The organism is Streptomyces sp. NPDC091387 (genome assembly GCF_044756945.1).
In the GTDB taxonomy this organism is placed as follows: Bacteria; Actinomycetota; Actinomycetes; order Streptomycetales; family Streptomycetaceae; genus Streptomyces.
The window spans coordinates 726,975-752,151 of the sequence record NZ_JBIVTZ010000001.1; the positions used below are offsets into that span (position 1 = coordinate 726,975).

20 protein-coding genes, 1 tRNA gene and 1 pseudogene are annotated in these 25,177 nt (G+C 71.6%); 15 read left to right on the top strand and 7 right to left on the bottom strand.

Going from position 1 to position 25,177, the window contains the following annotated elements; genetic code table 11:
- The first annotated feature begins 2 nt into the window (after positions 1-2).
- A complete protein-coding gene (locus tag ACIQM0_RS03375; protein ID WP_401283067.1) occupies positions 3-2,996 on the top strand; it encodes an acyltransferase family protein in 2,994 nt (997 codons plus the stop codon).
- On the opposite strand, the gene ACIQM0_RS03380 is transcribed toward ACIQM0_RS03375, so the two are convergent.
- The 3 genes from ACIQM0_RS03380 to ACIQM0_RS03390 form a co-directional block, all read right to left on the bottom strand.
- Positions 2,968-4,479 (bottom strand): DUF6056 family protein, encoded by a 1,512-nt coding sequence (locus ACIQM0_RS03380; RefSeq protein ID WP_401283069.1) that lies wholly within the window; start codon positions 4,477-4,479, stop codon positions 2,968-2,970. The genes ACIQM0_RS03375 and ACIQM0_RS03380 overlap by 29 nt on opposite strands.
- Before the next feature lie 64 nt (positions 4,480-4,543).
- Positions 4,544-5,980 carry a glycosyltransferase gene (locus ACIQM0_RS03385; protein ID WP_401283071.1) on the bottom strand — a complete coding sequence of 479 codons (1,437 nt, stop codon included), beginning with the start codon at positions 5,978-5,980 and terminating at the stop codon, positions 4,544-4,546.
- Positions 5,981-6,120: 140 nt separating this feature from the next.
- Complete coding sequence (locus tag ACIQM0_RS03390) at positions 6,121-6,765, bottom strand: TetR/AcrR family transcriptional regulator (RefSeq protein WP_401283073.1); 645 nt, start codon at positions 6,763-6,765, stop codon at positions 6,121-6,123.
- A gap of 132 nt (positions 6,766-6,897) precedes the next feature.
- Here ACIQM0_RS03390 and ACIQM0_RS03395 point away from each other — a divergent pair, with 132 nt between their 5' ends.
- The 7 genes from ACIQM0_RS03395 (at position 6,898) to ACIQM0_RS03425 (ending at position 15,416) form a co-directional block, all read left to right on the top strand.
- On the top strand, positions 6,898-8,505 hold the full coding sequence (locus tag ACIQM0_RS03395; protein ID WP_401283075.1) for a carboxyl transferase domain-containing protein: 1,608 nt from the start codon (positions 6,898-6,900) through the stop codon (positions 8,503-8,505).
- A 13-nt stretch (positions 8,506-8,518) separates the two neighbouring features.
- Positions 8,519-10,597, top strand: coding sequence for a biotin carboxylase N-terminal domain-containing protein (locus tag ACIQM0_RS03400; protein ID WP_401283401.1), 2,079 nt, complete (start codon positions 8,519-8,521; stop codon positions 10,595-10,597).
- A 20-nt stretch (positions 10,598-10,617) separates the two neighbouring features.
- Positions 10,618-11,550 (top strand): hydroxymethylglutaryl-CoA lyase, encoded by a 933-nt coding sequence (locus ACIQM0_RS03405; protein WP_401283402.1) that lies wholly within the window; start codon positions 10,618-10,620, stop codon positions 11,548-11,550.
- A 7-nt stretch (positions 11,551-11,557) separates the two neighbouring features.
- Positions 11,558-12,724, top strand: coding sequence for an acyl-CoA dehydrogenase family protein (locus ACIQM0_RS03410; protein WP_401283076.1), 1,167 nt, complete (start codon positions 11,558-11,560; stop codon positions 12,722-12,724).
- 142 nt (positions 12,725-12,866) lie between these two features.
- On the top strand, positions 12,867-13,535 hold the full coding sequence (locus ACIQM0_RS03415; protein ID WP_401283078.1) for a YdcF family protein: 669 nt from the start codon (positions 12,867-12,869) through the stop codon (positions 13,533-13,535).
- An 85-nt stretch (positions 13,536-13,620) separates the two neighbouring features.
- Positions 13,621-14,262, top strand: a complete 642-nt coding sequence (locus tag ACIQM0_RS03420; RefSeq protein WP_401283080.1) for a GNAT family N-acetyltransferase — start codon at positions 13,621-13,623, stop codon at positions 14,260-14,262.
- 122 nt (positions 14,263-14,384) lie between these two features.
- Positions 14,385-15,416, top strand: a complete 1,032-nt coding sequence (locus tag ACIQM0_RS03425) for an ABC transporter substrate-binding protein (RefSeq protein WP_401283082.1) — start codon at positions 14,385-14,387, stop codon at positions 15,414-15,416.
- Between the two features lie 91 nt (positions 15,417-15,507).
- Here ACIQM0_RS03425 and ACIQM0_RS03430 read toward each other — a convergent pair whose 3' ends face one another.
- Positions 15,508-17,169: a beta-N-acetylhexosaminidase gene (locus ACIQM0_RS03430; protein ID WP_401283084.1), complete on the bottom strand. Its 1,662-nt coding sequence runs from the start codon at positions 17,167-17,169 to the stop codon at positions 15,508-15,510.
- 351 nt (positions 17,170-17,520) lie between these two features.
- Between ACIQM0_RS03430 and ACIQM0_RS03435 the strand changes: the two genes are divergently transcribed.
- Both ACIQM0_RS03435 and glmS read left to right on the top strand, forming a co-directional pair.
- Positions 17,521-17,796, top strand: coding sequence for a hypothetical protein (locus tag ACIQM0_RS03435; RefSeq protein WP_024489833.1), 276 nt, complete (start codon positions 17,521-17,523; stop codon positions 17,794-17,796).
- 82 nt (positions 17,797-17,878) lie between these two features.
- Positions 17,879-19,708, top strand: a complete 1,830-nt coding sequence (glmS, locus tag ACIQM0_RS03440) for a glutamine--fructose-6-phosphate transaminase (isomerizing) (protein ID WP_401283087.1) — start codon at positions 17,879-17,881, stop codon at positions 19,706-19,708.
- A gap of 291 nt (positions 19,709-19,999) precedes the next feature.
- Here the strand turns inward: glmS and ACIQM0_RS03445 are convergent, their stop codons facing one another.
- Positions 20,000-20,521 (bottom strand): universal stress protein, encoded by a 522-nt coding sequence (locus ACIQM0_RS03445; RefSeq protein WP_123471258.1) that lies wholly within the window; start codon positions 20,519-20,521, stop codon positions 20,000-20,002.
- A 934-nt stretch (positions 20,522-21,455) separates the two neighbouring features.
- Between ACIQM0_RS03445 and ACIQM0_RS03450 the strand changes: the two genes are divergently transcribed.
- The 3 genes from ACIQM0_RS03450 (at position 21,456) to ACIQM0_RS03460 (ending at position 23,500) form a co-directional block, all read left to right on the top strand.
- A complete protein-coding gene (locus ACIQM0_RS03450) occupies positions 21,456-22,688 on the top strand; it encodes a helix-turn-helix domain-containing protein (RefSeq protein WP_401283089.1) in 1,233 nt (410 codons plus the stop codon).
- Positions 22,689-22,698: 10 nt separating this feature from the next.
- Entirely contained in the window at positions 22,699-23,301 is a 603-nt protein-coding gene (orn, locus tag ACIQM0_RS03455; RefSeq protein WP_363023343.1) for an oligoribonuclease, read from the top strand.
- A 126-nt stretch (positions 23,302-23,427) separates the two neighbouring features.
- Positions 23,428-23,500, top strand: a tRNA-His gene (locus ACIQM0_RS03460).
- A gap of 86 nt (positions 23,501-23,586) precedes the next feature.
- Here the strand turns inward: ACIQM0_RS03460 and ACIQM0_RS03465 are convergent.
- Positions 23,587-24,136, bottom strand: a pseudogene (locus ACIQM0_RS03465) (flavoprotein).
- Between the two features lie 131 nt (positions 24,137-24,267).
- Here ACIQM0_RS03465 and ACIQM0_RS03470 point away from each other — a divergent pair.
- Positions 24,268-24,645 carry a helix-turn-helix domain-containing protein gene (locus tag ACIQM0_RS03470; RefSeq protein WP_401283092.1) on the top strand — a complete coding sequence of 126 codons (378 nt, stop codon included), beginning with the start codon at positions 24,268-24,270 and terminating at the stop codon, positions 24,643-24,645.
- Between the two features lie 101 nt (positions 24,646-24,746).
- Here the strand turns inward: ACIQM0_RS03470 and ACIQM0_RS03475 are convergent, their stop codons facing one another.
- Positions 24,747-24,887 carry a hypothetical protein gene (locus ACIQM0_RS03475; protein WP_401283094.1) on the bottom strand — a complete coding sequence of 47 codons (141 nt, stop codon included), beginning with the start codon at positions 24,885-24,887 and terminating at the stop codon, positions 24,747-24,749.
- Positions 24,888-25,026: 139 nt separating this feature from the next.
- Here ACIQM0_RS03475 and ACIQM0_RS03480 point away from each other — a divergent pair, with 139 nt between their 5' ends.
- A complete protein-coding gene (locus ACIQM0_RS03480; RefSeq protein ID WP_401283096.1) occupies positions 25,027-25,164 on the top strand; it encodes a hypothetical protein in 138 nt (45 codons plus the stop codon).
- The last annotated feature ends 13 nt before the right edge of the window (positions 25,165-25,177 follow it).

The window sequence follows — 25,177 nt, forward strand, 5'->3', positions numbered from 1 at the left end:
CGATGCCCACCCTCGCCCCTTCCGCTCCGCGGCCCGGGAGCAGCGCCACCCACGGGCCACCGTCCGGCGGCGCCGGCCCCGGACCCGGCGCCACGGGTTCGCGCCGGTCCGCGTTCCGTCCCGACATCGAGGGGCTGCGCGCGTTCGCGGTCCTCTCGGTCCTCGCCTTCCACGCGTCCGTACCCGCACTGGCCGGCGGGTTCGTCGGCGTGGACGTCTTCTTCGTCATATCCGGCTACCTGATCACCGGACTGCTGGTGCGGGAGGCCGTCACCACCGGCCGGATCCGGCTGGGCGAGTTCTTCGCCCGCCGGGCCCGCCGGCTGCTGCCCTCGGCCGCCGTGGTGCTGGTCGCGGTCGCGGTGGCCGGGGCCTGGCTGACCGTCCCGCTGCGCCGCACGGACCTGGAGAACGACGTCGTGGCGTCGGCCCTGTCCGTCGCCAACTGGCGTTTCGTCCAGCAGCAGACCGACTACCTGGCCGCCGGGCAGGACGAGAGCCCGCTGCTGCACTTCTGGTCGCTGGCGGTGGAGGAACAGTTCTATCTGTGCTGGGCCCCGCTGCTCGCCGTGCTCGCGGTCCTCGCCGCACGCTCGGCGCGCCGGGGGCGTGCGCTGCGGCCGGCGGCGCTCGCCGTCACCGCCCTGCTGACGCTCGGCACGTTCGCCCTCTCGCTGCGCTGGACGGGCGACTCCGTCTCCCTGGCCTACCTCGGAACGCCGTCGCGCGTCTGGCAGTTCGGCGTGGGCGCGCTGCTGGCCCTGCTCCCGTGGCATCTGCTGCGCGGGCCGCGCCCGCTGCGGCTGCTGTGCGGCTGGGCGGGGGCGGCGGCGCTCGTATGGTGCGTGCTGAGCTACGACGCCTCGACGCCGTACCCCGGATACGCGGCGCTCGTCCCGACCCTGGCCACGGCCGCGGTCATCCTGGCCGGGACACCCGGACGGCGCCCGGACGGGGCGGCCGGGTACGGGGCGGGGGTCGGGGTCGGGGTCGGGCGGCTGCTGTCGATGCGGGCTCCCGGGGCGGTCGGCCGGCTCTCGTACACCCTGTACCTCTGGCACTGGCCGGTGCTCGTCCTGGCCGAGGCCCGCTTCGGCGCCCTCGGCTGGCCCGCGAGAACGGCGCTCACGCTGGCCTCCGTTCTGCCCGCCCTGGCGACGGCGCGCTGGGTGGAACGGCCGCTGAGACACAGCAGTACTCTCTCCGAACTTCCCAGACGGGGACTGTCGTTGGGGCTCGCTGCCGTGGTAGTTCCGGTGGCCCTGGCGCTGGTGGTGGGCACCACCACACTGCACCTGCTGGGCCCGGCCGCCCCGGTGGACGCGAAGGGGCTGCCGCCGGGGGCGGCCGACGGCCCCTCGCTGCTGACGCGGACCGGTGCGCCGCCCGGCGGCCCCGTGGTGCCGAGCCCGGTGCAGGCCCGCAAGAGCTTCCCGCCGGACGGGGCGTGCGAGGTGGCGCCGCCGGTGACGAGCAGCCCGCCCTGCCTGTTCGGGGCGGTGGACAGTCCGCACCGGGTCGTCCTGCTCGGCGACTCGCACGCCGGGCAGTGGTTCTCGCCGTTGCTGAGCCTCGCGGCCAAGCGCGGCTGGGCCCTCCAGGAGCTGGTGAAGCAGGGCTGCCCGCTCCCCGAACTGTCCGTGGTGAACCCTCAGTTGGGGCGCACGTACCACGAGTGCGACAGCTGGCGGGCCGACAGCCTGGCCCGGCTGCGCAAGGGGCCGAAACCCGAACTGATCGTGATCGGCTCCCTGAACCGCTACACCGACGACCAGGAACTGCTGCTCAAGGGCTGGGAGAAGACCCTGAAGCCGCTGCGCGCGCTCGGGGTGCCGCTGGTCTACATCGAGGACACCCCGGTACCGGGGACCGACGTCCCGGCGTGCGTCTCCGGCCACCTCACGGACCCGGAGGCCTGCGCCTTCGGCCGGGAGAAGGCCCACTGGCCCGATCCGCTGGCGCGGCAGGCGGCGGCCGGCGCCCTGCCCGGGGTGCGGGCCGTGGAGGTGAACTCGGTGCTGTGCCCGGCCGCCCGGCCCACCTGCCCCGCGGTCCTGGACCGGATCCTGCTCTACCGGGACGACGCCCATCTGACCGACGTCGCCGCCGTGGTGCTGGCACCCCGGCTCGAACGGCTGCTCATGCGGACCGGCGCGCCGACGGCAAACGGCTGGACCCGGCTGCTGCACGACAGCTTCGACGGGCCCGCGGGCAGCCGCCCGGCCGCCTCCCGGTGGCAGTACGACCGCGGCACCTGCTACCCGGGCTGCCCGGCCCCGCGGTGGGGCACCGGGGAGATCGAGACGATGACGGACTCCACGGACAACGTCCGCCTCGACGGGAAGGGGGCACTGGAGATCGTGCCCACCCGGCGCGACGGGCGGTGGTACTCGGGCCGCGTCGAGTCGCGGCGCTCCGACTTCGCCCCGCCGCCCGGCGGTGTCCTGCGGATCGAGGCGTCGATCGCCCTGCCGGACGTCACCGGCGCCGCGGCGGCCGGCTACTGGCCGGCCTTCTGGACCATGGGCGCCGAGCTGCGCGACGGGTACACGGGGTGGCCGGCCACCGGTGAACTCGACGTGATGGAGTCCGTCAACGGCCGGGACGCCGTGTTCGGCACCATGCACTGCGGCACCCTGGACGGCGGCCCCTGCCAGGAGCCGGTGGGGCTCAGCTCGCCCCGGCAGAAGTGCTCCGGCTGTCGCGGCGCGTTCCACTCGTACGCCGTGGAGGTCGACAGCGCGCCCGGCGCAGAGGAGGTCCGCTGGTATCTGGACGGCCGGGTGTTCCACCGGGTGAAGGCGTCCGGCATGGACGCGGCCACCTGGGACCGGGCGGTGAAGCGGGGCCAGTTCCTGATCCTGAACGTGGCGGTGGGCGGCGCGCTGCCGGCCGCCGACGGGGCGGCACCGGGTCCCGCGACGGAGCCCGGTCACCCGATGCGGGTGGCGGAGGTCAGCGTGTCGGTCAGGGAGCCGGCCGGGTCGCGTAGGTGATCCGCTTCAGGTGGTAGTACTGCGCCGTGCAGGGGGCCGGCCAGATGCTGCGGCCGTGGTGGCCGAACGGGTCGCGCATCTGCCCCACGGAGGCCGGTACGTACGGCAGGACCGTCGCGCCCCCGGCCACCTCCTTGCGCAGCAGCCGGTCCTGGCGGTCCCAGTGCCGGGCCCGTACGCCCATGTCGTGCGCCAGCCCGGTCAGCGGCACGAACAGCCCCACGCAGACCGCCGCGCAGAGCACCGCCGCCGTTCCCGTGACGAGGGGGACGGCGGCGGTGCCCCGGGCGCGCAGGGCGTCACCGAGCAGGGCGCCGAGTCCCGCGAGCAGCAGCACGAACAGGAACAGGAAGTCGTTCCAGGTGCGGGTGCCATACGTCATCATGTTGTGCTCGAAGGCGGGCAGGGTGACGAGGGTGCAGAGGTAGCCGGACACCAGGAACGCCGCCACCGCGGCCAGGGCCGGGACGAGCGGCCGGCCGCGCAGCGGTCCGTCGCCGGCCGGGTCGCCCCCGCGCAGCAGCAGGCCCAGCAGGACGCCGACGGCGAGTGCGCCGAGGTAGGTCCAGGTGGTGAGGACGGTCCCCAGGATGTCGCCGAAGGTCCGCAGCGCGTCGGCCAGCGATCCGGTGTCGACGACGGACGTGGCGCCGGTGCCGAACCGCTCACGGCGGACACGGGAGCCCGGCGAGGTGTAGATGATGATCATCCCCGCCACCACGGCGGCCAGCGCGGCGCCGCACCAGAGGCGGGTGCGGTGCCGGGCGGGGCCCGGCCGCGACCGGAGGCTGAGCAGCAGGGCGGTGCAGAGCAGGACGCCCGAGACGATCGCGGTCCCCTCCGAGAGGGTCCCGACGAAGAGCCCGGCCACGACGGCGGCGCACAGCGCGAGGATCCGCCCGCGCCGCGACCGGGCCCGCAGCAACGGGATCACCGCGGCGGCGGCCAGCGCCGGGGCGACGGTGTGCGAGACGGAGGAGGCCGGCCAGTAGAACGTCTTGTACGTGTTGGGGGTCGCGAAGAAGAACACCACCACGGTCATCGACGCGACGAGCAGCGGCACTCCGCGCGGCGCGGTCCGCCCGGACACGCGCAGCGCGGCCGGGACCAGCGCCCACACCACGGCCAGGATCAGCAGCCCGCTGACCGTCGCGTACCACTGCTGGCCCGCCACGCCCCCGGCCCCGTAGAGCGCGACCATCAGCGCGTTGGCGACGCGCCCGTTGTCGTGCAGGTAGAACTTCCCGATCATGCCGGAGACGCCCTCGTCCCGCAGTACGGGCAGGAAGCACCAGTCGTCGCCGCCCGGCCGCACCAGCCGGCCGATCCAGAAGGACACGCCCAGCAGGACCAGCGGGAACGCGGTGAGGACGGCCGCCCAGGGCGGCATGAGGCGTCGCGGGGCCCGTGCGCCGTCCGGCCGGTGGGACGCGCCCCCCGGCCCGGGCGGGGTGTCCGCTGTTCCCGATGCTTCCGCGGTCATGGAGGTGCCGGTGCCCTTCGTGCGGTGCCGTCGTGTACGTGTGCCGTGCCGGTGCCGCGGGCGGTCAGTCGCCGGTGCGGCCGGCCCGGGAGTCGGCCAGCGGTTCCGGCTGCCGGGACACGGCCGCACCGGAGGTGATGGCCCACCGGGCGAGCAGGAAGGAGAACGGGGTGGCGAGAATTCCGGCGATGAGCGCGGCGACGTTCTTTCCCATGCCCAGATGGCTCACGCCGATGTAGAGCAGCGCCCCGGACAGGATGAGATTGACGAGGCTCGACAGCGGAAAGCGGACGAAGGCCCGCCAGGTCGGACTGGTCCGGCAGGTGATGTAGGAATTGAGCAGGAAGGAGCCGACAATGCTGACGCAGTAGCCGATGACATGGGCGGTCAGATACGGAATCCAGTGGTTGAGCGTCGCGTACACGGACAGGTAGACCGCCGTATTGACGACCCCGATCATGGCGAAGGTGATGAATTGGCGCACGGTCCGGGAACGGCCCGAACCAAAGGCACTCGCACCGCCGCCCCGCACCCGTAACGGCATCTCGGGTGCGGCGGGAGCGGCGGGAGCGGGCTGCTCGCTGGTTTCCCGGATCAGGTAGTGCGGGCGGTTCTTCGTCTCGCAGTAGATGCGGCCGACGTACTCACCGACGATGCCGAGCGTGGCCAGCTGGATCCCGCCGAGCGCCACGACGGCGGTGAGCAGCGTGGTGTAGCCGGGCACCCCTACCCCGTTGCGCGCCACCTCCACGATGATCCACAGGGCGTACCCCATCGCCGCCAGGGCCATCAGGAGGCCGGCGTAGACGGCGAGCCGCAGGGGGCGGTTGTTGAAGGAGATCAGCCCGTCGATGCCGTAGTTGAGCAGCCGTCTGCCGCCCCACTTCGAGCGTCCCGCCACCCGCTGGGCGTTGTGGTAGGTGAAGCTGGTGGTGTCGAAGCCGATCCAGGAGAAGATCCCCTTGGAGAACCGGTTGGACTCGGGGAGCGCGAGCACGCTGTCCACCGCGCGGCGGGACAGCAGCCGGAAGTCGCCCTCGCCGTCGACCACGGACACGTCCATGAAGTGCCCCATGGCGCGGTAGTAGGAGCGGCTGGCGAACGACCGCAGGGCGCCCTCGCCCTCGCGGTCGCGCCGGGCGATCACCTGGTCGTATCCGTGCCCGCTCAGCTCCATCATGCGGGGCAGGAGTTCGGGCGGGTGCTGGAGATCGGCGTCCATGAGCACCACGGAATCCCCGCGGGCCATACGGAGTCCGGCGAGCATGGCGGCCTCCTTGCCGAAATTGCGGCTGAAGGCGGTGTACCGGACGCGTTCGTCGACGGCGGCCAGGTGGATCAGTTCGGCGCGGGTGAGATCTTCGCTGCCGTCGTCGACATAGCAGACCTCGAAGCTCTTCCCGGTGGGTTCGAGAGCGGCGACCAGTGCGCGGTGAAACGCCTTGACGGCCTCGTCCTCGTTATAACAAGGGACGACGATCGATACCTGGCAGCTTTTCATTCAGTTCCCCATCAGGCGCGGACGCGACCGTCCCGAAGCCTATGTCCGCGCCTCGCGGAAACAACTCAGGCGAAAGGGAGTCGTGGGGAAAAGTCGGCGCGGATTCGCACCCGGGGGTCCGGGGCGGGCTTTCCGGCGGCCTATTCCGTCATACCGTCCGGCGCCGTCCGCGCGCCGCCCGCCGCGTCGAACGCGCCCCGGGCCAGCCGGTGCAGCAGCGCCGCCGTGTCCGTGCGGTCGGGCAGCGCGCCGGGGCGGCCCAGGTGCGGGGTGGAGTTCAGCAGGCCGAAGACGGCGTGCACCGCGGCGCGCGCCTCGTGCTCGGGGAGGTCCGGGTAGAGGTCGCGGACGACGCCGACCCACACCTCGACGTACTGCCGCTGCAGCCGGCGCACCCGCTTGCGGTCGGTGTCCCGCAGCCGGTCCAGCTCCCGGTCGTGCAGGGTGATCAGGGGGCGGTCGTCGAGGGCGAAGTCGATGTGGCCCTCGATGAGCGCGTCCAGCAGCGCTTCCCGTGACCCGTCGCCGGAGGCCGCGTCCTCGGACACGCGCAGCTCCCCGCCGGCCAGCAGCCGCTCGCTGATGCCGACCAGCAGCTCGGCGAGCATCGCGTCCTTGCCCGGGAAGTGGCGGTAGAGGCCGGGGCCGCTGATGCCGACGGCGGCGCCTATCTCGTCGACGCCGACGCCGTGGAAGCCGCGCTCGGCGAAGAGGCGCGCGGCCTCCTTGAGGATCTGCTCACGGCGGGTGGGAGCCGCGACGCGGGCGGCGGCATGGGTGCTCATGACCAGTCATTCTAGACAGGGGGGTTAGCGGTCGTTAACCTGAAGAGAGGTTAACGCTCACTAACACCCTCTCCCGCCGACGTCGCGGGCGGGGGCGTCACCACCGCGGTACGGGCAAGGGGGCTCGACAGGATGCAGCAGGCACCGGTGCTGGCGAGCGCGGCCGATCCCGCCTCCGAGGCCTGGCAGGCCAACGAGGCGGCGCATCACGCGCTCACCGACGAGCTGCGCAAGCGGCTCGCCACGGCCAGGCTCGGCGGGGGTGAGAAGGCCCGCGCCCGGCATGTGGCGCGCGGCAAGCTGCTGCCCAGGGAGCGGGTGGACGCCCTGCTCGATCCGGGCTCCCCCTTCCTTGAGCTGGCTCCGCTGGCGGCCGAGGGGCTGTACGGGGGCTCTGCACCGGCCGCCGGGGTGATCGCCGGGATCGGGCGGGTCAGCGGCCGGGAGTGCGTGATCGTCGCCAATGACGCCACGGTCAAGGGCGGCACGTACTACCCGATGACCGTGAAGAAGCACCTGCGGGCCCAGGAGGTGGCGCTGGAGAACCGCCTCCCCTGCCTCTACCTGGTGGACTCGGGCGGCGCCTTCCTGCCGATGCAGGACGAGGTGTTCCCGGACCGGGAGCACTTCGGGCGGATCTTCTACAACCAGGCCCGGATGTCCGGGGCCGGCATCCCGCAGATCGCGGCGGTGCTGGGCTCCTGCACGGCCGGCGGGGCGTACGTCCCCGCGATGAGCGACGAGGCCGTGATCGTCCGGAACCAGGGGACGATCTTCCTGGGCGGGCCGCCGCTGGTGAAGGCCGCGACCGGTGAGGTCGTGACGGCCGAGGAACTGGGCGGCGGCGAGGTCCACTCCCGTACGTCCGGGGTCACCGACCACCTCGCAGAGGACGACGCGCACGCGCTGCGGATCGTGCGGAACATCGTGGCCACCCTGCCGGACCGGGGCGCGCTGCCCTGGTCGGTGCGGCCGGCCGACGAGCCGGCGGTCGATCCCGCCGGTCTGTACGGGGCCGTGCCCGTCGACTCCCGCACCCCGTACGACGTACGGGAGGTGATCGCCCGGGTCGTCGACGGTTCGCGCTTCGCGGAGTTCAAGGCCGAGTACGGGACGACGCTGATCACCGGCTTCGCGCACATCCACGGCCACCCGGTCGGGATCGTCGCCAACAACGGCATCCTGTTCTCCGAGTCCGCCCAGAAGGGCGCGCACTTCATCGAGCTGTGCGACCAGCGCGGCATCCCGCTCGTGTTCCTGCAGAACATCTCCGGATTCATGGTGGGCCGTGACTACGAGGCCGGCGGTATCGCCAAGCACGGTGCCAAGATGGTCACCGCCGTCGCCTGCACCCGGGTGCCGAAGCTGACCGTGGTGGTCGGCGGGTCCTACGGCGCGGGCAACTACTCGATGTGCGGCCGGGCCTACAGCCCCCGCTTCCTGTGGATGTGGCCCAACGCCAAGATCTCCGTCATGGGCGGCGAGCAGGCCGCGTCCGTCCTCGCCACGGTCAAGCGCGACCAGCTGGGCGACGACTGGAGCGCCGAGGACGAGGAGTCCTTCAAGGCCCCGATCCGCGAGCAGTACGAGACCCAGGGCAACGCGTACTACGCCACCGCCCGGCTCTGGGACGACGGTGTGATCGACCCGATGGAGACCCGGCAGGTGCTGGGGCTCGCCCTGACCGCCTGCGCCAACGCCCCCTTGGGCGATGCCGGTTTCGGCGTCTTCCGGATGTGAGGAACAGATGACGATGTTCGACACCGTTCTCGTCGCCAACCGCGGCGAGATCGCGGTCCGGGTCATCCGGACCCTGCGCGAGCTGGGGGTGCGCTCGGTCGCCGTCTTCAGCGACGCGGACGCGGACGCCCGGCATGTACGGGAGGCCGACACGGCGGTACGGATCGGCCCCGCCCCGGCGTCCGAGAGCTACCTCTCGGCGGACCGGCTGCTGGAGGCGGCGCGCCGCACGGGTGCGCAGGCCGTCCACCCCGGCTACGGCTTCCTCGCCGAGAACGCGGCCTTCGCCCAGGCGTGCGCGGACGCGGGTCTGGTCTTCATCGGCCCGCCCGCCGCCGCCATCGCGCTGATGGGCGACAAGATCCGGGCCAAGGAGACGGTCGCCGCGGCCGGTGTCCCGGTCGTCCCCGGCTCCACCGGAAGCGACCTGACCGACGGCCAACTGGCCGACGCGGCGCACGAGATCGGCATGCCGGTGCTGCTGAAGCCCTCGGCGGGCGGCGGCGGCAAGGGAATGCGGCTGGTCCACGACGCGGCGCTGCTCGCGGACGAGATCGCCGCGGCCCGGCGCGAGGCGCGTGCCTCCTTCGGCGACGGCACCCTGCTCGTGGAGCGGTGGATCGACCGGCCGCGCCACATCGAGATCCAGGTCCTGGCGGACGCGCACGGGAACGTGGTGCACCTCGGCGAGCGCGAGTGCTCGCTCCAGCGCCGCCACCAGAAGATCATCGAGGAGGCGCCGTCCGTCCTGCTCGACGAGGGGACCCGGGCGGCGATGGGCGAGGCCGCCGTCCGGGCGGCCCGCTCCTGCGGCTACGTCGGCGCGGGCACGGTGGAGTTCATCGTCCCGGGCGGCGACCCCGCCGCGTACTGCTTCATGGAGATGAACACCCGTCTCCAGGTGGAGCACCCGGTGACCGAGCTGATCACCGGCCTGGACCTGGTGGAGTGGCAGCTGAGGGTCGCGGCCGGCGAACAACTCACCTACGCGCAGAGCGACATCACGCTCACCGGGCACGCGGTCGAGGCCCGGGTCTGCGCCGAGGACCCGGCGCGCGGCTTCCTGCCCTCGGGCGGCACCGTGCTGGCGCTGCACGAGCCGCGGGGTGGCGGGGTGCGGACGGACTCGGGGCTCGGTGAGGGCGGCGAGGTCGGCAGCCTCTACGACCCGATGCTGTCGAAGGTGATCGCGTACGGCCCCGACCGGGCGACGGCCCTGCGCCGGCTGCGGGCGGCGCTCGCGGACACGGTGGTCCTGGGCGTCCCGACGAACGCGGGCTTCCTGCGCCGGCTGCTGGGCCACCCCGCCGTGGTGGCGGGCGATCTCGACACGGGCCTGGTGGAGCGCGAGGTGGACGCGCTGGTGCCGGACGGGGTCCCCGAGGAGGTGTACGCGGCCGCCGCGCTGCTGCGGCAGCACTCCCCCGCCGCGACGGGCCCGCGAACCTGGGCCGACCCGTTCTCGGCCGGTGACGGCTGGCGCCTGGGCGGCACCCCGGCCCGGACGCTGCGGCACTTCCGCATCCCCGGCCACGAACCGGTGCAGGTGGGCCTGCGTCCGTGCGGCGCGGCCACCGAGCTGACCTTCGGCCATGTCGGCGAGGGCACGCATCCGCCGGTCCCCGACTCGGGCACCTGCGGGCCGCTGGGCCCGCTGCCCGGCGGCGCCGAGACGGCCCGGCTCATCACCGCGGACGGTCACCACGTCACCCTCGAACTGGCCGGTGTCACCCACTCGTTCGCCCACGCCGTGTCCCCGGAGGGCCGCTGGCTCGGCCGGGACGGCGACACCTGGCACGTCCGGGACCACGACCCGGTGGAGGCGTCGCTGACCGGCGCCGCCCGCTCCGGGGCGGACACCCTCGCCGCACCCATGCCCGGCACCGTCACGGTGGTGAAGGTGGCCGTCGGCGACGAGGTCGTGGCCGGGCAGAGCCTGCTGGTGGTGGAGGCGATGAAGATGGAGCACGTCATCTCCGCCCCGCACGCGGGCACCGTCACCGAACTCGATGTCACCGCCGGGACCACGGTCGCCATGGACCAGGTACTGGCCGTGGTCACCCCCGTGGCCGCCGCCGGGGAGGAAGCATGACGACCACCCGCACCCTGCCGATGACCGTGCCCGCGCCGGACCTGCCCGCCCGGATCCGGATCCACGAGGTCGGCGCCCGCGACGGACTCCAGAACGAGAAGACGGTCGTGCCGACCGGGGTGAAGGCGGAGTTCATCCGCCGGCTCGCGGTCGCCGGGCTCTCCACGATCGAGGCGACGAGCTTCGTGCACCCCAAGTGGGTGCCCCAACTGGCCGACGCGGAAAAGCTGTTCCCGCTGCTCGGCGACATAGGGGACGTGGGCGACGTGGCGCTCCCGGTCCTGGTGCCGAACGAACGGGGCCTGGACCGGGCCCTCGCACTCGGCGCCCGCCGGATCGCCGTGTTCGGCTCCGCGACGGAGACGTTCGCGGCCCGCAATCTCAACCGCACCGTCGACGAGTCGCTCGCCATGTTCGAGCCCGTCGTGGCCCGCGCCAAGGCGGACGAGGTGCATGTGCGCGGCTACCTGTCGATGTGCTTCGGAGACCCGTGGGAGGGGTCCGTCCCCGTCGCCCAGGTCGTGCGGGTGGCCAGGGCCCTGATGGACCTCGGCTGCGACGAGCTCTCGCTCGGCGACACCATCGGCGTCGCCACACCGGGCCACGTACGGGCGCTGCTGTCCGCGCTGAACGAGGCGGGGGTGCCGACCGACACGATCGGGGTGCACTTCCACGACACGTACGGACAGGCCCTGTCCAACACCCTGGCCGCCCTCCAGCACGGCGTCACCACCGTGGACGCCTCCGCGGGCGGTCTCGGCGGCTGCCCGTACGCGAAGAGCGCGACCGGGAATCTCGCCACCGAGGACCTCGTGTGGATGCTCGACGGCCTCGGCATCGAAACCGGGGTCGATCTCGACGCGCTCACCGCCACCAGCGTGTGGCTCGCCGAACAACTGGGCCGACCGAGCCCGTCCCGCACCGTCCGCGCCCTGTCCCACAAGGAGCAGTGATCGCCCGATGTCCCTGGACCACCGGCTGACCGCCGAGCACGAGGAACTGCGTCGCACCGTCGAGGAGTTCGCGCACGACGTCATCGCACCGAAGATCGGCGACTTCTACGAACGCCATGAGTTCCCGTACGAGATCGTGCGGGAGATGGGGCGGATGGGCCTGTTCGGGCTGCCGTTCCCGGAGGAGTACGGCGGGATGGGCGGCGACTACCTCGCCCTCGGCATCGCGCTGGAGGAGCTGGCACGGGTCGACTCGTCGGTGGCGATCACCCTGGAGGCCGGGGTCTCGCTCGGCGCGATGCCGGTGTTCCGCTTCGGCACCGAGGAGCAGAAGCGGCGGTGGCTGCCGAGGCTCTGCTCGGGCGAGGCGCTCGGCGCGTTCGGCCTGACCGAGCCGGACGCCGGTTCGGACGCGGGCGGCACCCGGACGACGGCCGTGCGCGACGAGGCGAGCGGCGAGTGGGTGATCAACGGCTCCAAGTGCTTCATCACCAACTCCGGTACGGACATCACCGAGTTGGTGACGGTCACCGCGGTGACCGGCCGCAAGGAGAACGGCGCCCCGCGCATCTCCTCGATCATCGTGCCCTCCGGCACCCCCGGCTTCACGGTCGCCGCCCCGTACTCCAAGGTCGGCTGGAACGCCTCGGACACCCGCGAGCTGTCCTTCACCGACGTACGGGTCCCGCTGGAGAACCTGCTGGGCGAGGAGGGCCGCGGCTACGCGCAGTTCCTGCGCATCCTGGACGAGGGCCGGATCGCCATCTCCGCGCTGTCGACGGGCCTCGCGCAGGGCTGTGTGGACGAGTCGGTGAAGTACGCCGCCGAGCGCCACGCCTTCGGCAAGCCGATCGGCGCCAACCAGGCGATCCAGTTCAAGATCGCGGACATGGAGATGCGGGCGCACATGGCCCGCATCGGCTGGCGCGACGCGGCCTCGCGGCTGCTGGCGGACGAGCCGTTCAAGAAGGAGGCGGCGATCGCCAAGCTGTACTCCTCGACCGTGGCGGTGGACAACGCCCGCGAGGCGACCCAGATCCACGGCGGCTACGGCTTCATGAACGAGTACCCGGTGGCCAGGATGTGGCGCGACTCCAAGATCCTGGAGATCGGCGAGGGCACGAGCGAGGTCCAGCGGATGCTGATCGCCCGCGAGCTGGGAATGCCGGCCTGAGCCGGGGCGGCGGACGGGCGGGGCGGACCCGGGGGGCTGGGTCCGCCCCGCCCCGGCGATCCCGCCGTCCCGAGTCGACCCGCTTCAGATGGTCGTACGACGTCGAAGTTCCGGACTCCGCACGCAGCAAGGGCAATGCGCGGTGATCTCCTCACAGGCCCGGTCGGACGCACAAGTCCTCTGGGACCACCACCTGATGCACCACGATCCGCGCCCCTGCTCGGTGGCGGTCGGCCTCGGAAGTCATGACCTCCAGGTCGCCGATACGGCCGTGGACCTCTTTCGGCGCGGCATGACGCCCCTGATCGTCTTCACCGGCGCGACCAGCCGCACCACGCGTGCGCGTATGCCGCGCGGTGAGGCCGTGCACTACCAGGAGCGGGCACTCGAACTCGGCGTCCCCGGCAGCGCGGTACTCGTCGAACCGCGTGCTCGCAACACGGGCGAGAACATCCGCTTCTCCCGGGCACTGCTCGAAGAGGCCGGTGTGGACGTCTCGTCCGTGCTGCTGATCAGCAAGCCGTACGAGGAACGGCGTGCCCACGCCACAGCGCGCAAGCTGTGGCCGGGCGTCGAGTTCGTGAGCGCGTCGCACCAGATGACGTTCGCCGAATACCTGGCCTCCATCCAGGACGACCGCCTGGTCATCGACATGCTCGTCGGCGCGTTGCAGCGCCTGATGATCTATCCGGTCCAGGGCTTCATGGTTCACGACCCCGTTCCGGACAACGTGGCGGCCGCCTACGAGCGGCTGCGCCGAGCGGGCTTCACGAGCCGGCTCGTGGCGGACGGGGCCGACGGCGGCCGCTGAGGCCACAGCGGCCGGCCTGAACGGCGGCCGCCGCCCGCCCCGCAATTCGTTCGACACCGATGGCCCCGCCCGGCAGTGTTCGCCCATGAAACCGCGACACTGGCCCCTGTACGGGCTCCGCATCCGCACGCCCCGACTGGAACTCCGCCTCCCGGACCTGGAGCTGCTGGACGAGCTGGCCTCGGTCGCCGCCGACGGGGTGCACGCCCCGGACTCCATGCCGTTCAGCGTCCCCTGGACCGACGGCCCGCCCGCCGAACGCGGCCGAGCGGTGTTCCAGCACGTGCTGGCCTCCGTCGCCAACTGGTCGGTGCGGGACTGGGCGTTGAGCCTCGCGGTGCTGCACGAGGGCCGGGTCGTCGGACGGCAGGACGTGATGGCGCGGGACTTCGCGGTGACCGGCGAGGTCAGCACCGGGTCCTGGCTGGGCCTCGCGCACCAGGGCCGGGGCATCGGTACCGAGATGCGGGCCGCCGCCCTTCACCTCGCCTTCGCCGGCCTCGGCGCCGGGGCGGCCGTCTCCGCGGCCATGACCGACAACCCGCGCTCGCTGGGCGTCTCGCGGCGGCTCGGCTACCTCCCGGACGGGCTGGAGACCGCCGCGCTGCGGGGCGCCCCCGTCACGCTGCAGCGGCTGCGGCTGGAGCGCGCCCGCTGGGAGGAGCACCGCTCGGTCGAGGTCACGGTGGAGGGGCTCGACGGCTGCCGCGCGGAGTTCGGCGGGTGAGTCGGCCGGGGGCCTGGTGAGGGGCGGGCACCCGGACCGGTCGGTCACACAGAAGGTTAGGCTACCCTTCCTCCGGACCGGCTCAAGGCCGGTCTCCGGCTCGTACGAAAGTGGAACCTGTCATGCGCACTGCCCGAGCGTCCCGCCCCACCCGCCGTGGCCTGTTGGCCATGGGCGGTGCCGTAGGTCTCGGTGCCGTGCTCGCGGCCTGTGGTGACAGCGGCTCGAAGGACTCCGGTTCCGCCGGCTCCAAGAACGCCGACGCCGGGCCGTGGAGCTTCAAGGACGACCGCGGCAAGACCGCGGAGGCCAAGTCCGTCCCGAAGAACATCGTCGCCTTCACCGGTGTCGCCGCCGCGCTCCACGACTACGGCATCGAGGTCAAGGCCGTCTTCGGCCCCACGAAGACCAAGGACGGCAAGGCCGATGTGCAGGCCGGCGACCTGGACATCGGCAAGGTCGAGATCCTCGGCAACGTCTGGGGCGAGTTCAACGTCGAGAAGTACGCGGCGCTCGGCCCGGAGCTGCTGGTCACCGCGATGTGGGAGAAGGACGCCCTCTGGTACGTGCCGGACCAGTCCAAGGACAAGATCCTCAAGCTGGCGCCGAGCGTCGCCCTGTGGGCGGCGCAGACCACGATCCCCAAGGCCATCGAGCGCCACGAGGACCTCGCCGCCTCGCTCGGCGCCGACGTGAAGGCCAAGGCGGTCACGGACGCGAAGGCCCGTTTCGAGAAGGCGGCGGCCCGGCTGCGCGCCGCCGCGAAGTCCAAGCCGAACATCAAGGTCCTGATCGGCTCGGCCAGCCAGGACCTCTTCTACGTCACGCTCGCGAAGACCGCCGCCGACACGCTGTACTTCCAGGAGCTCGGAGTGAAGTTCGTCGAGCCGAAGGTGAACGCGGCCGGCTTCTTCGAGGAGCTGAGCTGGGAGAACGTCGACAAGTACCAGGCCGACATCATCATGATGGACAACCGGTCCTCGGCCCTCCAGCCCGACGCCCTGACGTCCAAGCCGACCTGGACGCAGCTGCCCGCCGTCAAGGCCGGCCAGGTCATCCCCCGTACCACCGAGCCGATCTTCAGCTACGGCAAGTGCGCGCCGCTCCTCGACGACCTCGCGAAGGCCATCGAGGACGCCAAGAAGGCCGTCTGACCCCGGAAGCAGTCGTTCCGGTCGACAGGATCGAGCCCGTCCGGCGCTTGGGGGCAACGCCCCCGAGCGCCGGACGGCCGATCACCTCACGTCACCCCGCCGCAGCCGGCTCCGCCGGCCACGGCACCTGCGGCGACTTGTAGTAGTCGATCCCCATCGCGGTGAACCGCGGCCCGAGCGCGGCCAGCCGCAGCTTGTACGTGTCCCAGTCGTGCGTCGCCGCCGGGGACCAGCCCAGCTCCGCCGCTCCGGGCAGCCGCGGGAACGCCATCGCGTCGATGTCGTCGCTGTCCGTCAGGGTCTCCGCCCAGATCGGCGCCTCGACCCCCAGGACCGCGTCCGCCGGAGCGCCGGAGAGGTACGTCGCCGGGTCCCAGTCGTAGGAGCGCTGGACCTCGACCAGACCGGCCCACTTCAGGCCCAGCACGGTCTTCTCGGTGTACTTCATGTCGAGGTACACCCGGTCGGCCGGCGACAGCACCAGCTTGGTGCCGTTCTTCGCGGCGTCAGCCACCTGCTGACGGTCCGCGGCGCTCGTCTTGTCGTAGCCCCAGTACTGGGCGACCGCGCCCTTGACCGGCGTGGCCCCGGTGAGCTGGTGCCAGCCCATCACGGTCTTGCCGTACTTGCCGACGACGGCCTGCGCCTTGTTCATGATCTTCGCGTAGTCCTCATGGCTGGTGGAGTGCGCCTCGTCACCGCCGATGTGGAGGTACTTGCCGGGGGTCAGCGCGGCGACCTCACGGATGACGTCGTCGATGAAGTCGTACGTGACGTCCTTGTTCGCGCACAGCGAGCTGAAACCGACCTCGATGCCGGTGTAGAGCGGCGGCGCGACGCCGTCGCAGTTCAGGTCCGCGTACGAGGCGAGGGCGGCGTTGGTGTGGCTGGGCATGTCGATCTCCGGCACCACCTCCAGGTAGCGGGAGGCCGCGTAGTTCACGATCTCCTTGTACTGGCTCTTGGTGTAGTACCCGCCGGTGCCGCCGCCGACCTCCGTCGAGCCGCCGTACGTGGCCAGCTTCGGCCAGGAGTCGATGGCGATCCGCCAGCCCTGGTCGTCGGAGAGGTGCAGGTGGAACGTGTTGATCTTGTACAGCGCGATCTGGTCGATGTAGCGCTTGACCTCGGTGACCGAGAAGAAGTGCCGCGAGACGTCGAGCATCGCGCCCCGGTAGCCGTAGCGCGGCGTGTCGGTGAGGCTGCCGCCCGCGACGCTCCACGGCCCCTTCTGGCGGCTGTGCGCCTCGATCCGGGCCGGCAGCAGCTGACGCAGCGTCTGGACGCCGTGGAAGAGCCCTGCCGGCTTGCGGGCGGTGATGGTGACGGAACCGCGGCCGGACGTGAGGGTGTACCCCTCCGCGCCCAGCCCGCTGTCGCGGGAGCCGAGCCGGAGCCGGATGCCGTCGGCACCGTCCTTGTCCGTGACCGGCAGGGCGTATCCGGTGGACGGGCGCAGCACACCCGCCAGGTACTCGCCGATCTTGCGGGCCTCGCCGGACGAGCCGTCGACCCGGATCCTGGTTCCGTCGTCGAGGGAGTACGGCGAGCCGCCCGGCCTCACCGAGGCGGGGGCGGGCACGATCTGGCCGAGCGGACGCGGCACCCCGGCCGCGTCGTCGCTGCCCGCCGCGGACGCCGTGGGCGCCGCGCACGCGGCGGAGACACCGGCCGCCGCGACGAGGAGCAGCGAGCCGAGAAGACGGGGTAGAGCACGGGGAAGAGCACTGCGCCGCGCGGTGTGCAGTCTCACAAGCCGGGTCCCTTTCTACGGGTTCACATCTGCGGATCTCCTGACCAACCGAACCGTCGCCATGCGTACCGCTTACCCAATGGATGGTCAAGGTGTAGACCACTTCCCCGCGTTGTCCCCGCCGGAACGTGGCCGACGATCCGGGGCCCATGGCCGAATTCATCCCGGCGGCCCCGTCGACCGCCCGGACCGGCGAGCGACACGCGGCCGATTCAGGGAACGACCCGGGGAACGATCAAGGGACACCCCGAAACCCTCGCGGCACACAGAACGAGAGCCACTCGCCTCCCCTCATGCCCGATATCGGGCAGAATTGTTGCGCTTGAGGCCCTGCCGCCGCAGTATCGACGAGTGCTCGAACGCCGCTCTTCGTACGACGACCTCATCGACCACCTGGTGCGCAGCACCGCGCTCCAGCGCGGCGAGGCCTCCCGGGTGATCCTCGACGTGCTGGCGTACTTCGACGAGACGACCGAGGACTTCGTCCGCCGCCGCCACCGCGAACTGCAGTCCGGCGGCCTGGTCAACGCGGAGATCTTCGAACGGATCGCGGCCGAACTGCCGCACCGGGCGGTCGCGCCGCCGGAGCTCTCGCTCCGGCAGCTGCGCCGCATCGTCTACGGCTGAGACCGGTCCGCGGCCGGGCACCCACTCACTTGTACGTCCACTTGCTTGTATGTCGTCGGATTCACGGAGGGGCAGAGACGCTATGTGCGGAATCGTCGGTTATATCGGAAAGCGTGATGTGGCTCCGCTGCTGCTGGAAGGGCTGCAGCGGCTGGAGTACCGGGGCTACGACTCCGCGGGCATCGTGATCACCGGAAAGCCGGCGGCCGGTAAGCCCGCCGCGCTGAAGATGGTCAAGGCCAAGGGCCGGGTCCGCGAGCTGGAGGCCCGGGTCCCCAAGCGGTTCACCGGCACCACCGGCATCGCCCACACCCGCTGGGCCACCCACGGCGCCCCGAGCGACGAGAACGCCCACCCGCACCTGGACGCCGGGAACAAGGTCGCCGTCGTCCACAACGGGATCATCGACAACGCCTCCGAGCTGCGCACCCGGCTGGAGGCCGAGGGCGTCGTCTTCCTCTCCGAGACCGACACCGAGGTACTCGTCCACCTGATCGCCCGTTCGCAGGCGGACACCCTGGAGGAGAAGGTCCGCGAGGCACTGCGCTCGGTCGAGGGCACGTACGGCATCGCCGTGATGCACGCCGACTTCAACGACCGCATCGTCGTGGCCCGCAACGGCTCACCGGTCGTCCTCGGCATCGGCGAGAAGGAGATGTTCGTCGCCTCGGACGTCGCCGCCCTGGTCGCCCACACCCGCCAGGTCGTCACCCTGGACGACGGCGAGATGGCCACCCTCAAGGCCGACGACTTCCGTACGTACACGACGGAGGGCTCGACCACGACGGCCACGCCGACCACCGTGGAGTGGGAGGCCGAGTCGTACGACATGGGCGGCCACGACACGTACATGCACAAGGAGATCTCGGAGCAGGCCGAGGCCGTCGACCGGGTGCTGCGCGGCCGGATCGACGACCGCTTCGCCACCGTCCACCTGGGCGGCCTCAACCTGGACGCCCGCGAGGCGCGCGGGGTCCGCCGGATCAAGATCCTGGGCTGCGGCACCTCGTACCACGCGGGCCAGATCGGCGCCCAGCTGATCGAGGAGCTCGCCCGCATCCCCGCGGACGCCGAGCCCGCCTCCGAGTTCCGCTACCGCAACCCGGTGGTGGACCCCGACACGCTGTACGTCGCGGTCTCCCAGTCCGGCGAGACGTACGACGTGCTGGCCGCCGTCCAGGAGCTCAAGCGCAAGGGCGCGCGGGTGCTCGGCGTGGTCAACGTCGTCGGTTCGGCGATCGCCCGGGAGGCCGACGGCGGTACGTACGTGCACGCCGGCCCCGAGGTGTGTGTCGTCTCCACCAAGTGCTTCACCAACACCGTCGTCGCGTTCGCACTGCTCGCCCTGCACCTGGGCCGGATCCGGGACCTGTCGGTCGCCGACGGCAAGCGGATCATCGCGGGGCTGCGCCGGCTGCCCGCCCAGATCAGCGAGATCCTCGACAACGAGGACGAGATCAAGAGGCTGGCCGCGGAGTACGCGGACGCCAAGTCGATGATGTTCATCGGCCGGGTCCGCGGCTACCCCGTCGCCCGGGAGGCCTCGCTGAAGCTCAAGGAGGTCTCGTACATCCACGCGGAGGCCTACCCGGCCTCCGAGCTGAAGCACGGGCCGCTCGCGCTGATCGAGCCCGCGATGCCGACCGTGGCGATCGTGCCGGACGACGACCTGCTGGAGAAGAACCGCGCCGCGATGGAGGAGATCAAGGCCCGCAGCGGCCGCATCCTCGCCGTGGCCCACCATGTGCAGGAGAAGGCCGACCACACCATCGTCGTGCCGAAGAACGAGAACGAGCTGGACCCGATCCTGATGGGCATCCCGCTCCAGCTCTTCGCGTACCACACGGCCCTTGCCATGGGCCGGGACATCGACAAGCCGCGCAACCTGGCGAAGTCCGTCACCGTCGAGTAGCGGCCCGCCACCGACCGGCCAGGAGCGGCTCCGCACCCACCTGACGTGGGCGCGGGGCCGCTCTTCCGCGCGGGCGGATTCACATGCAATCGCGCTGCCGCCCGTGACTTTTATGCACCCTTCACAAGGACACAATCCACATCTACGGATCGGTAGTCTCTTTCATCCCGCTGTTTTCGTAGTCGAGTTGACGCCACCGGGCTCCGGAGCGGCGGCCGGAACGAGACCGCCCGCCCCGGATGTTCCGGACGGCGGGCGGACAGTGCCTCGAAAGAGTGAGGGAAGAACGGGCTACGGGATGACGACGACCGGGCGCTGGGCGCGCCGCGCCAGCCGGCCCGCCACCGAGCCGAAGATCCGGCCGACGATCCCCTGCGTGGAACCCACCACGATCGCGTCGGCCGAGTACTCCCGGCCGACCTCCTCCAGCTCGTGGCAGATGTCCCCGCCGCGCTCCACGAGCACCCACGGCACCTCGGTGAGGTAGTCCGCGCAGGCGAGCTCCAGGCCGAGCACCTCGGTGCGGTGATCGGGCACGTCGACGAATACGGGCGGCTCGCAGCCTGCCCAGACGGTGGTCGGGAGCCTGTTGGCGACATGGACGATGATCAGGCCGGAGCCGGATCTTCGGGCCATGCCGATGGCGTAGGCGAGGGCTCGCTCACTGGAGGTCGAGCCGTCGAAGCCGACGACGACCCCGTGCCGGAACGCGGGATCGCAGGAATGACGTGTTTCTTCGGCCGCCTGCGGGCCCGACTCGGGGTCGGCTACCTGCTTGCGGTCCGCGGGTTCGGGGATTTCGTGACCGGCCATCGGTGTCTCGGCGAAGAGAGTCCTCGTGAGGAGAGCTGCTTGGGGAGCTGCGTCAGTGGGCGGTGTGGCGGTGTCCGGGAATCATCTTCCCAACCCCTTACCCCCAAGGGTACGGCGCCACTCCTCCACAGCCCAGACCCGCGCAAAGCGCGCGCGACGTTTCACGGAGCATGCCCGAGACCGCCCCGTATGGCAATGCCGGCTGCGCTGTACACCGACGTCACGGGAGCCGTACGGCCGCGATCGGCGACCGGCGGGGGCCGGGCCGGCCGACCGGCTCCACCGCCCCGCAGCGCGCCGCCCACGGGCCCGGGACCGGGTTCGCCGACCGTCCGGTACCGACCTCGGCGCAACCGGACGACTCAGGAGCGCGATCCCGCGTCCGAACACACCCCGCCCACCCGTCCGGAACCCGCCGCGCGATCGGCCGCCGGCACGGCCCCCGGCCGGCGTCCGGCCACCCACTGGCACCGGCCGCCCCAACTCCCGACCGGCCGAGGGGGCGTATCGAGGCGGCCGCCCCTTCGGGGCGTGCGCCGGTTGAACGACTGATTTCCGCACACGCGACCGTATGTTTTCAGCCAACTTCATGCGCAGGTCGATTCCTTGTCGAAATGGCCGATCAACCCCCTTGCCAGCAGGCAGGAAGAGACCGCGCGGTACGCTTCCACCCAACGGGGACGGGCCATGAACGCCAGGCGTACTTCCCTGCACGACTCACGAGTGAAACGCTTCGTGATCGAATGCTTCCCGCCAGGTTGCCTTGTCGACATAAAGCCGGTTGGTGAACTTGTCACGACGGCACCACGGGACGCAGTAGATTCGATCTTGGGTGTCGAAGGCTGGGGACTCGTGCACGACCGAGGGGACATGTGCAGGTGCGACAGGCCCGTAAGGACCAGGAAGACGCGAACACCGAGGGGGGCTTAGCGTCATGAGCCAGGACTCCGCCACCGCAACGGAGGCTGTACGGAAGCTGAGCGGGCGCCGGCGCCGAGAGGTCGTGGCCGTACTGCTGTTCAGCGGTGGCCCCATCTTCGAGAGCTCCATTCCGCTCTCCGTATTCGGTATCGACCGCCAGGACGCGGGAGTTCCGCGCTACCGGCTACTCGTGTGCAGCGGCGAAGAAGGGCCGCTGCGCACCACAGGGGGACTCGAACTCACCGCGCCCTACGGGCTGGAGGCGATCAGCAGGGCCGGCACCGTCGTGGTGCCCGCCTGGCGCTCCATCACCTCGCCACCGCCCGTGGAGGCACTGGACGCACTGCGCCGCGCCCACGAGGAGGGCGCCCGAATCGTCGGGCTGTGCACGGGGGCCTTCGTCCTCGCCGCGGCCGGACTGCTCGACGGCCGCCCGGCGACCACGCACTGGATGTACGCGCCGACGCTGGCCAAGCGCTATCCGTCGGTCCACGTCGATCCGCGCGAACTGTTCGTCGACGACGGCGATGTGCTCACCTCCGCGGGCACAGCGGCGGGCATCGATCTCTGCCTGCACATAGTGCGCTCGGACCACGGCACGGAGGCCGCCGGGGCACTCGCCCGCCGGCTCGTCGTGCCGCCGCGACGCAGTGGCGGTCAGGAGCGCTACCTCGACAGGTCTTTACCTGAAGAGATCGGCTCCGACCCGCTCGCCGAGGTCGTGGCCTGGGCACTGGAGCATCTGCACGAGCAGTTCGACGTGGAGACGCTCGCCGCGCGCGCCTACATGAGCCGGCGGACCTTCGACCGGAGGTTCCGCTCGCTCACCGGCAGCGCACCGCTCCAGTGGCTCATCACCCAGCGGGTGCTGCAGGCGCAGCGGCTGCTGGAGACGTCCGACTACTCGGTCGACGAGGTCGCGGGCCGCTGCGGCTTCCGCTCGCCGGTCGCGCTGCGCGGACACTTCCGGCGTCAGCTGGGCTCCTCCCCCGCCGCGTACCGGGCCGCCTACCGGGCCCGCCGTCCGCAGGGCGGAGGTCCGGAGCCGGTCGCCCCGGTCACCGAGCAGGTGGTGCCCGCCCAGGGCAGTCCCGCGAACCGCCGCACCGCCGCGACGGCTCCCGCGGGCCAGTCCGCCGCTGCCCCGGCAGCGCTGGACACGGGCCGCGCCGAACACGGGAGGCAGGGCTCCGACGCGTACACGGCAGGACGCCCGGCCCTGCCGGGTCAGCGGAGCGCCCCGTAGGGTGGGGCGCATGAACGACCGCATGGTGTGGATCGACTGCGAGATGACCGGGCTCTCGTTGACGGAAGACGCACTCATCGAGGTGGCCGCACTGGTCACCGACTCGGAGTTGAACGTGCTCGGCGACGGGGTGGACATCGTGATCCGCCCGCCGGACGCGGCCCTGGAGACCATGCCCGAGGTGGTGCGGCAGATGCACACCGCCTCGGGCCTGCTCGACGAGCTGGCCGGGGGCACCACCCTGGCCGACGCCGAGGAACGGGTCCTGGCCTATGTCCGCGAGCACGTGAAGGAGCCCGGCAAGGCCCCGCTCTGCGGGAACACGGTCGGCACCGACCGCGGCTTCCTGCTGCGCGACATGCCGTCGCTGGAGGGCTACCTCCACTACCGGATCGTCGATGTCTCCTCGGTCAAGGAGCTGGCCCGCCGCTGGTTCCCGAGGGCGTATTTCAACAGCCCGGAAAAGAACGGCAACCACCGGGCGCTCGCGGACATCCGCGACTCCATCACGGAGCTGCGTTACTACCGCGAGGCGGTTTTCGTCCCGCAGCCGGGACCGGACTCCGAGCGCGCGAAGTCGATCGCCGCGCGCGTGTCGCAGCCCTCGGCCTAGGTCCTTGAGAAAACCGCTGGTCACGGCCCTTTCGGGGGCCGGGACCGGCGGCAGAACAATGAGGGCGCGAGCACCCTCCCGGACCCTGTACACTTTTTCTCGGCCGGTCGGAAACGCCCGGACATGGTGGGTATAGCTCAGACGGTAGAGCACCTGGTTGTGGTCCAGGATGTCGCGGGTTCGAGTCCCGTTACTCACCCTCACAGGAAAGGCCCCGGTCATCGACCGGGGCCTTTCCCTTGTTCCGCCGTCCTGGCGCCCCCGGGGGCCGGGCCCCCGCCCGGATCATGGGCCGGTCCGGGGGCGCCCCCGGACGTTCTCGATCGCGTCGAGTGCCACACCCCAGGGGAAGCCGTCCGCCCGCCGCTCCCCCGGCTGGTTGAGGACGAACCCACCCGGGCCGTACAGCATCGTCACTCCAGCGTCCCGCAGCACATCCACCGACCGGTCGAAGGCCGGGTGCCGCACATATGCGGCGTTCACACACGGCATGGCCACCGTCGGGATCTGCTTCCCGATGGCCTCCGCCACGACACCCACCACAAATTTCGAGGTCAGGCCGAGCGCCCATTCATTGACCGTGTTGAACGTGGCCGGCGCCACCAGGATCGCGTCCGCCCCGGGCCACACATCCGGCTTGCCCGGCACTTTGCACTCCGACCGCACCGGGCGCCCGGTCAGCCGTTCCAGCTCCGGCAATTGCGGCTCCAGCCACCGCGGCCGTCGGCGTCAGGCCGAGGCACACGTCCCAGCCACGGGCCTGAGCGTTCTGCACCACCCGGGCTGCGTCGAAGACGGGAGGGGCGGCACAGCCGAACAGGTACAGGGTCTCCATGCCCCCATCCCACCCGCCGGACCCAGGACACGCAACTGCCCCCCGAACCGGTGGAGTCCAGGGCGATGCGGGTCCCAACATGGGCGTACGCGACTAGCGTTTCCGGTCACGCGTCAGGAACGGAGACCGGCATGCCCACCCTGGACGACAACCACGCAGGTGCCCGCATCAAGGAGCAGCGCATGCTTGCCCGCCTCAGCCGGCGGGAACTGGCCGCGCGCCTCCCGTACTCCCACAGCCCGCTCAACCAGGTCGAGTGCGGGGCTCGACCGGCCACAGACGCCTTTGTCTGCGCGGTCGCTGCAGCCCTCGGCATCGACGCTGCCGTGCTCCAGGGGCTCCCCCAGGTACCCGAAGTGCGACGAGGACGCCTCGCCGCCCTGCTGGGCCCGGTCCGCGAGGCTCTCGATCTGTACGACCTCGTTCAGGAACCCGTGACCGACAGGCCGGTCACAGCACTCGCCGCCGAGGCAGACCCGAGGTTCACTGGCTCCCCTTCGGCCACATGAACGTCGCACTCCACGAGATGGGTGCCGCCATCACGATGCGGAGGTACGACGACGCGCCGAGGCAGGCACGGATGGTCAAGCCGCCTGCGGCGACACTGGCCTCACGGCGCGCCCGGTTCCTCGTCGACCGCGCCACTGTCGAGATGGAGACCGGGCACGTCGACGCCGCCCTGCGCCACCTCGTCGAGGCGCGGCGGGCCGCGCCGGAGCAGATCCGTCGAAGCACCCTGTGCCCGCGGCACTCCTGCCGGGTCCGGACCGCGCGGAGTCGTGGGCGTACCGGCTCCTGCTCGGCCACACCGTGCGCTGCGCAGCATGCGACAAGGGCCGAGCCTGCCCGTCCGGAGCCCGGCTGCGCCGGACGTGGAGGAGGTTCCGGACATGATCTGCGCCCGGTGTGACCAGCCGATGAGGCCCGAGGACTCCGAGTCCTACGACATTCCGGGCGCGACCGGGCCGGGAATCACGATCCTCGTCCACAAGGTGCTGTGCGAGATCCCGGCAGAGCAGCGGCGCTGAGGAACCGCCGCCC

Bases quoted from the DNA above. Each gene is read 5' to 3' on its own strand.
- ACIQM0_RS03375 (WP_401283067.1), top strand. From the start codon at position 3: ATGCCCACCCTCGCCCCTTCCGCTCCGCGGCCCGGGAGCAGCGCCACC.
- ACIQM0_RS03380 (WP_401283069.1), bottom strand. From the start codon at position 4,479: ATGACCGCGGAAGCATCGGGAACAGCGGACACCCCGCCCGGGCCGGGG.
- ACIQM0_RS03385 (WP_401283071.1), bottom strand. From the start codon at position 5,980: ATGAAAAGCTGCCAGGTATCGATCGTCGTCCCTTGTTATAACGAGGAC.
- ACIQM0_RS03390 (WP_401283073.1), bottom strand. From the start codon at position 6,765: ATGAGCACCCATGCCGCCGCCCGCGTCGCGGCTCCCACCCGCCGTGAG.
- ACIQM0_RS03395 (WP_401283075.1), top strand. From the start codon at position 6,898: ATGCAGCAGGCACCGGTGCTGGCGAGCGCGGCCGATCCCGCCTCCGAG.
- ACIQM0_RS03400 (WP_401283401.1), top strand. From the start codon at position 8,519: ATGTTCGACACCGTTCTCGTCGCCAACCGCGGCGAGATCGCGGTCCGG.
- ACIQM0_RS03405 (WP_401283402.1), top strand. From the start codon at position 10,618: ATGACCGTGCCCGCGCCGGACCTGCCCGCCCGGATCCGGATCCACGAG.
- ACIQM0_RS03410 (WP_401283076.1), top strand. From the start codon at position 11,558: ATGTCCCTGGACCACCGGCTGACCGCCGAGCACGAGGAACTGCGTCGC.
- ACIQM0_RS03420 (WP_401283080.1), top strand. From the start codon at position 13,621: ATGAAACCGCGACACTGGCCCCTGTACGGGCTCCGCATCCGCACGCCC.
- ACIQM0_RS03425 (WP_401283082.1), top strand. From the start codon at position 14,385: ATGCGCACTGCCCGAGCGTCCCGCCCCACCCGCCGTGGCCTGTTGGCC.
- glmS (WP_401283087.1), top strand. From the start codon at position 17,879: ATGTGCGGAATCGTCGGTTATATCGGAAAGCGTGATGTGGCTCCGCTG.
- ACIQM0_RS03445 (WP_123471258.1), bottom strand. From the start codon at position 20,521: ATGGCCGGTCACGAAATCCCCGAACCCGCGGACCGCAAGCAGGTAGCC.
- ACIQM0_RS03450 (WP_401283089.1), top strand. From the start codon at position 21,456: ATGAGCCAGGACTCCGCCACCGCAACGGAGGCTGTACGGAAGCTGAGC.
- orn (WP_363023343.1), top strand. From the start codon at position 22,699: ATGAACGACCGCATGGTGTGGATCGACTGCGAGATGACCGGGCTCTCG.
- ACIQM0_RS03470 (WP_401283092.1), top strand. From the start codon at position 24,268: ATGCCCACCCTGGACGACAACCACGCAGGTGCCCGCATCAAGGAGCAG.
- ACIQM0_RS03480 (WP_401283096.1), top strand. From the start codon at position 25,027: ATGATCTGCGCCCGGTGTGACCAGCCGATGAGGCCCGAGGACTCCGAG.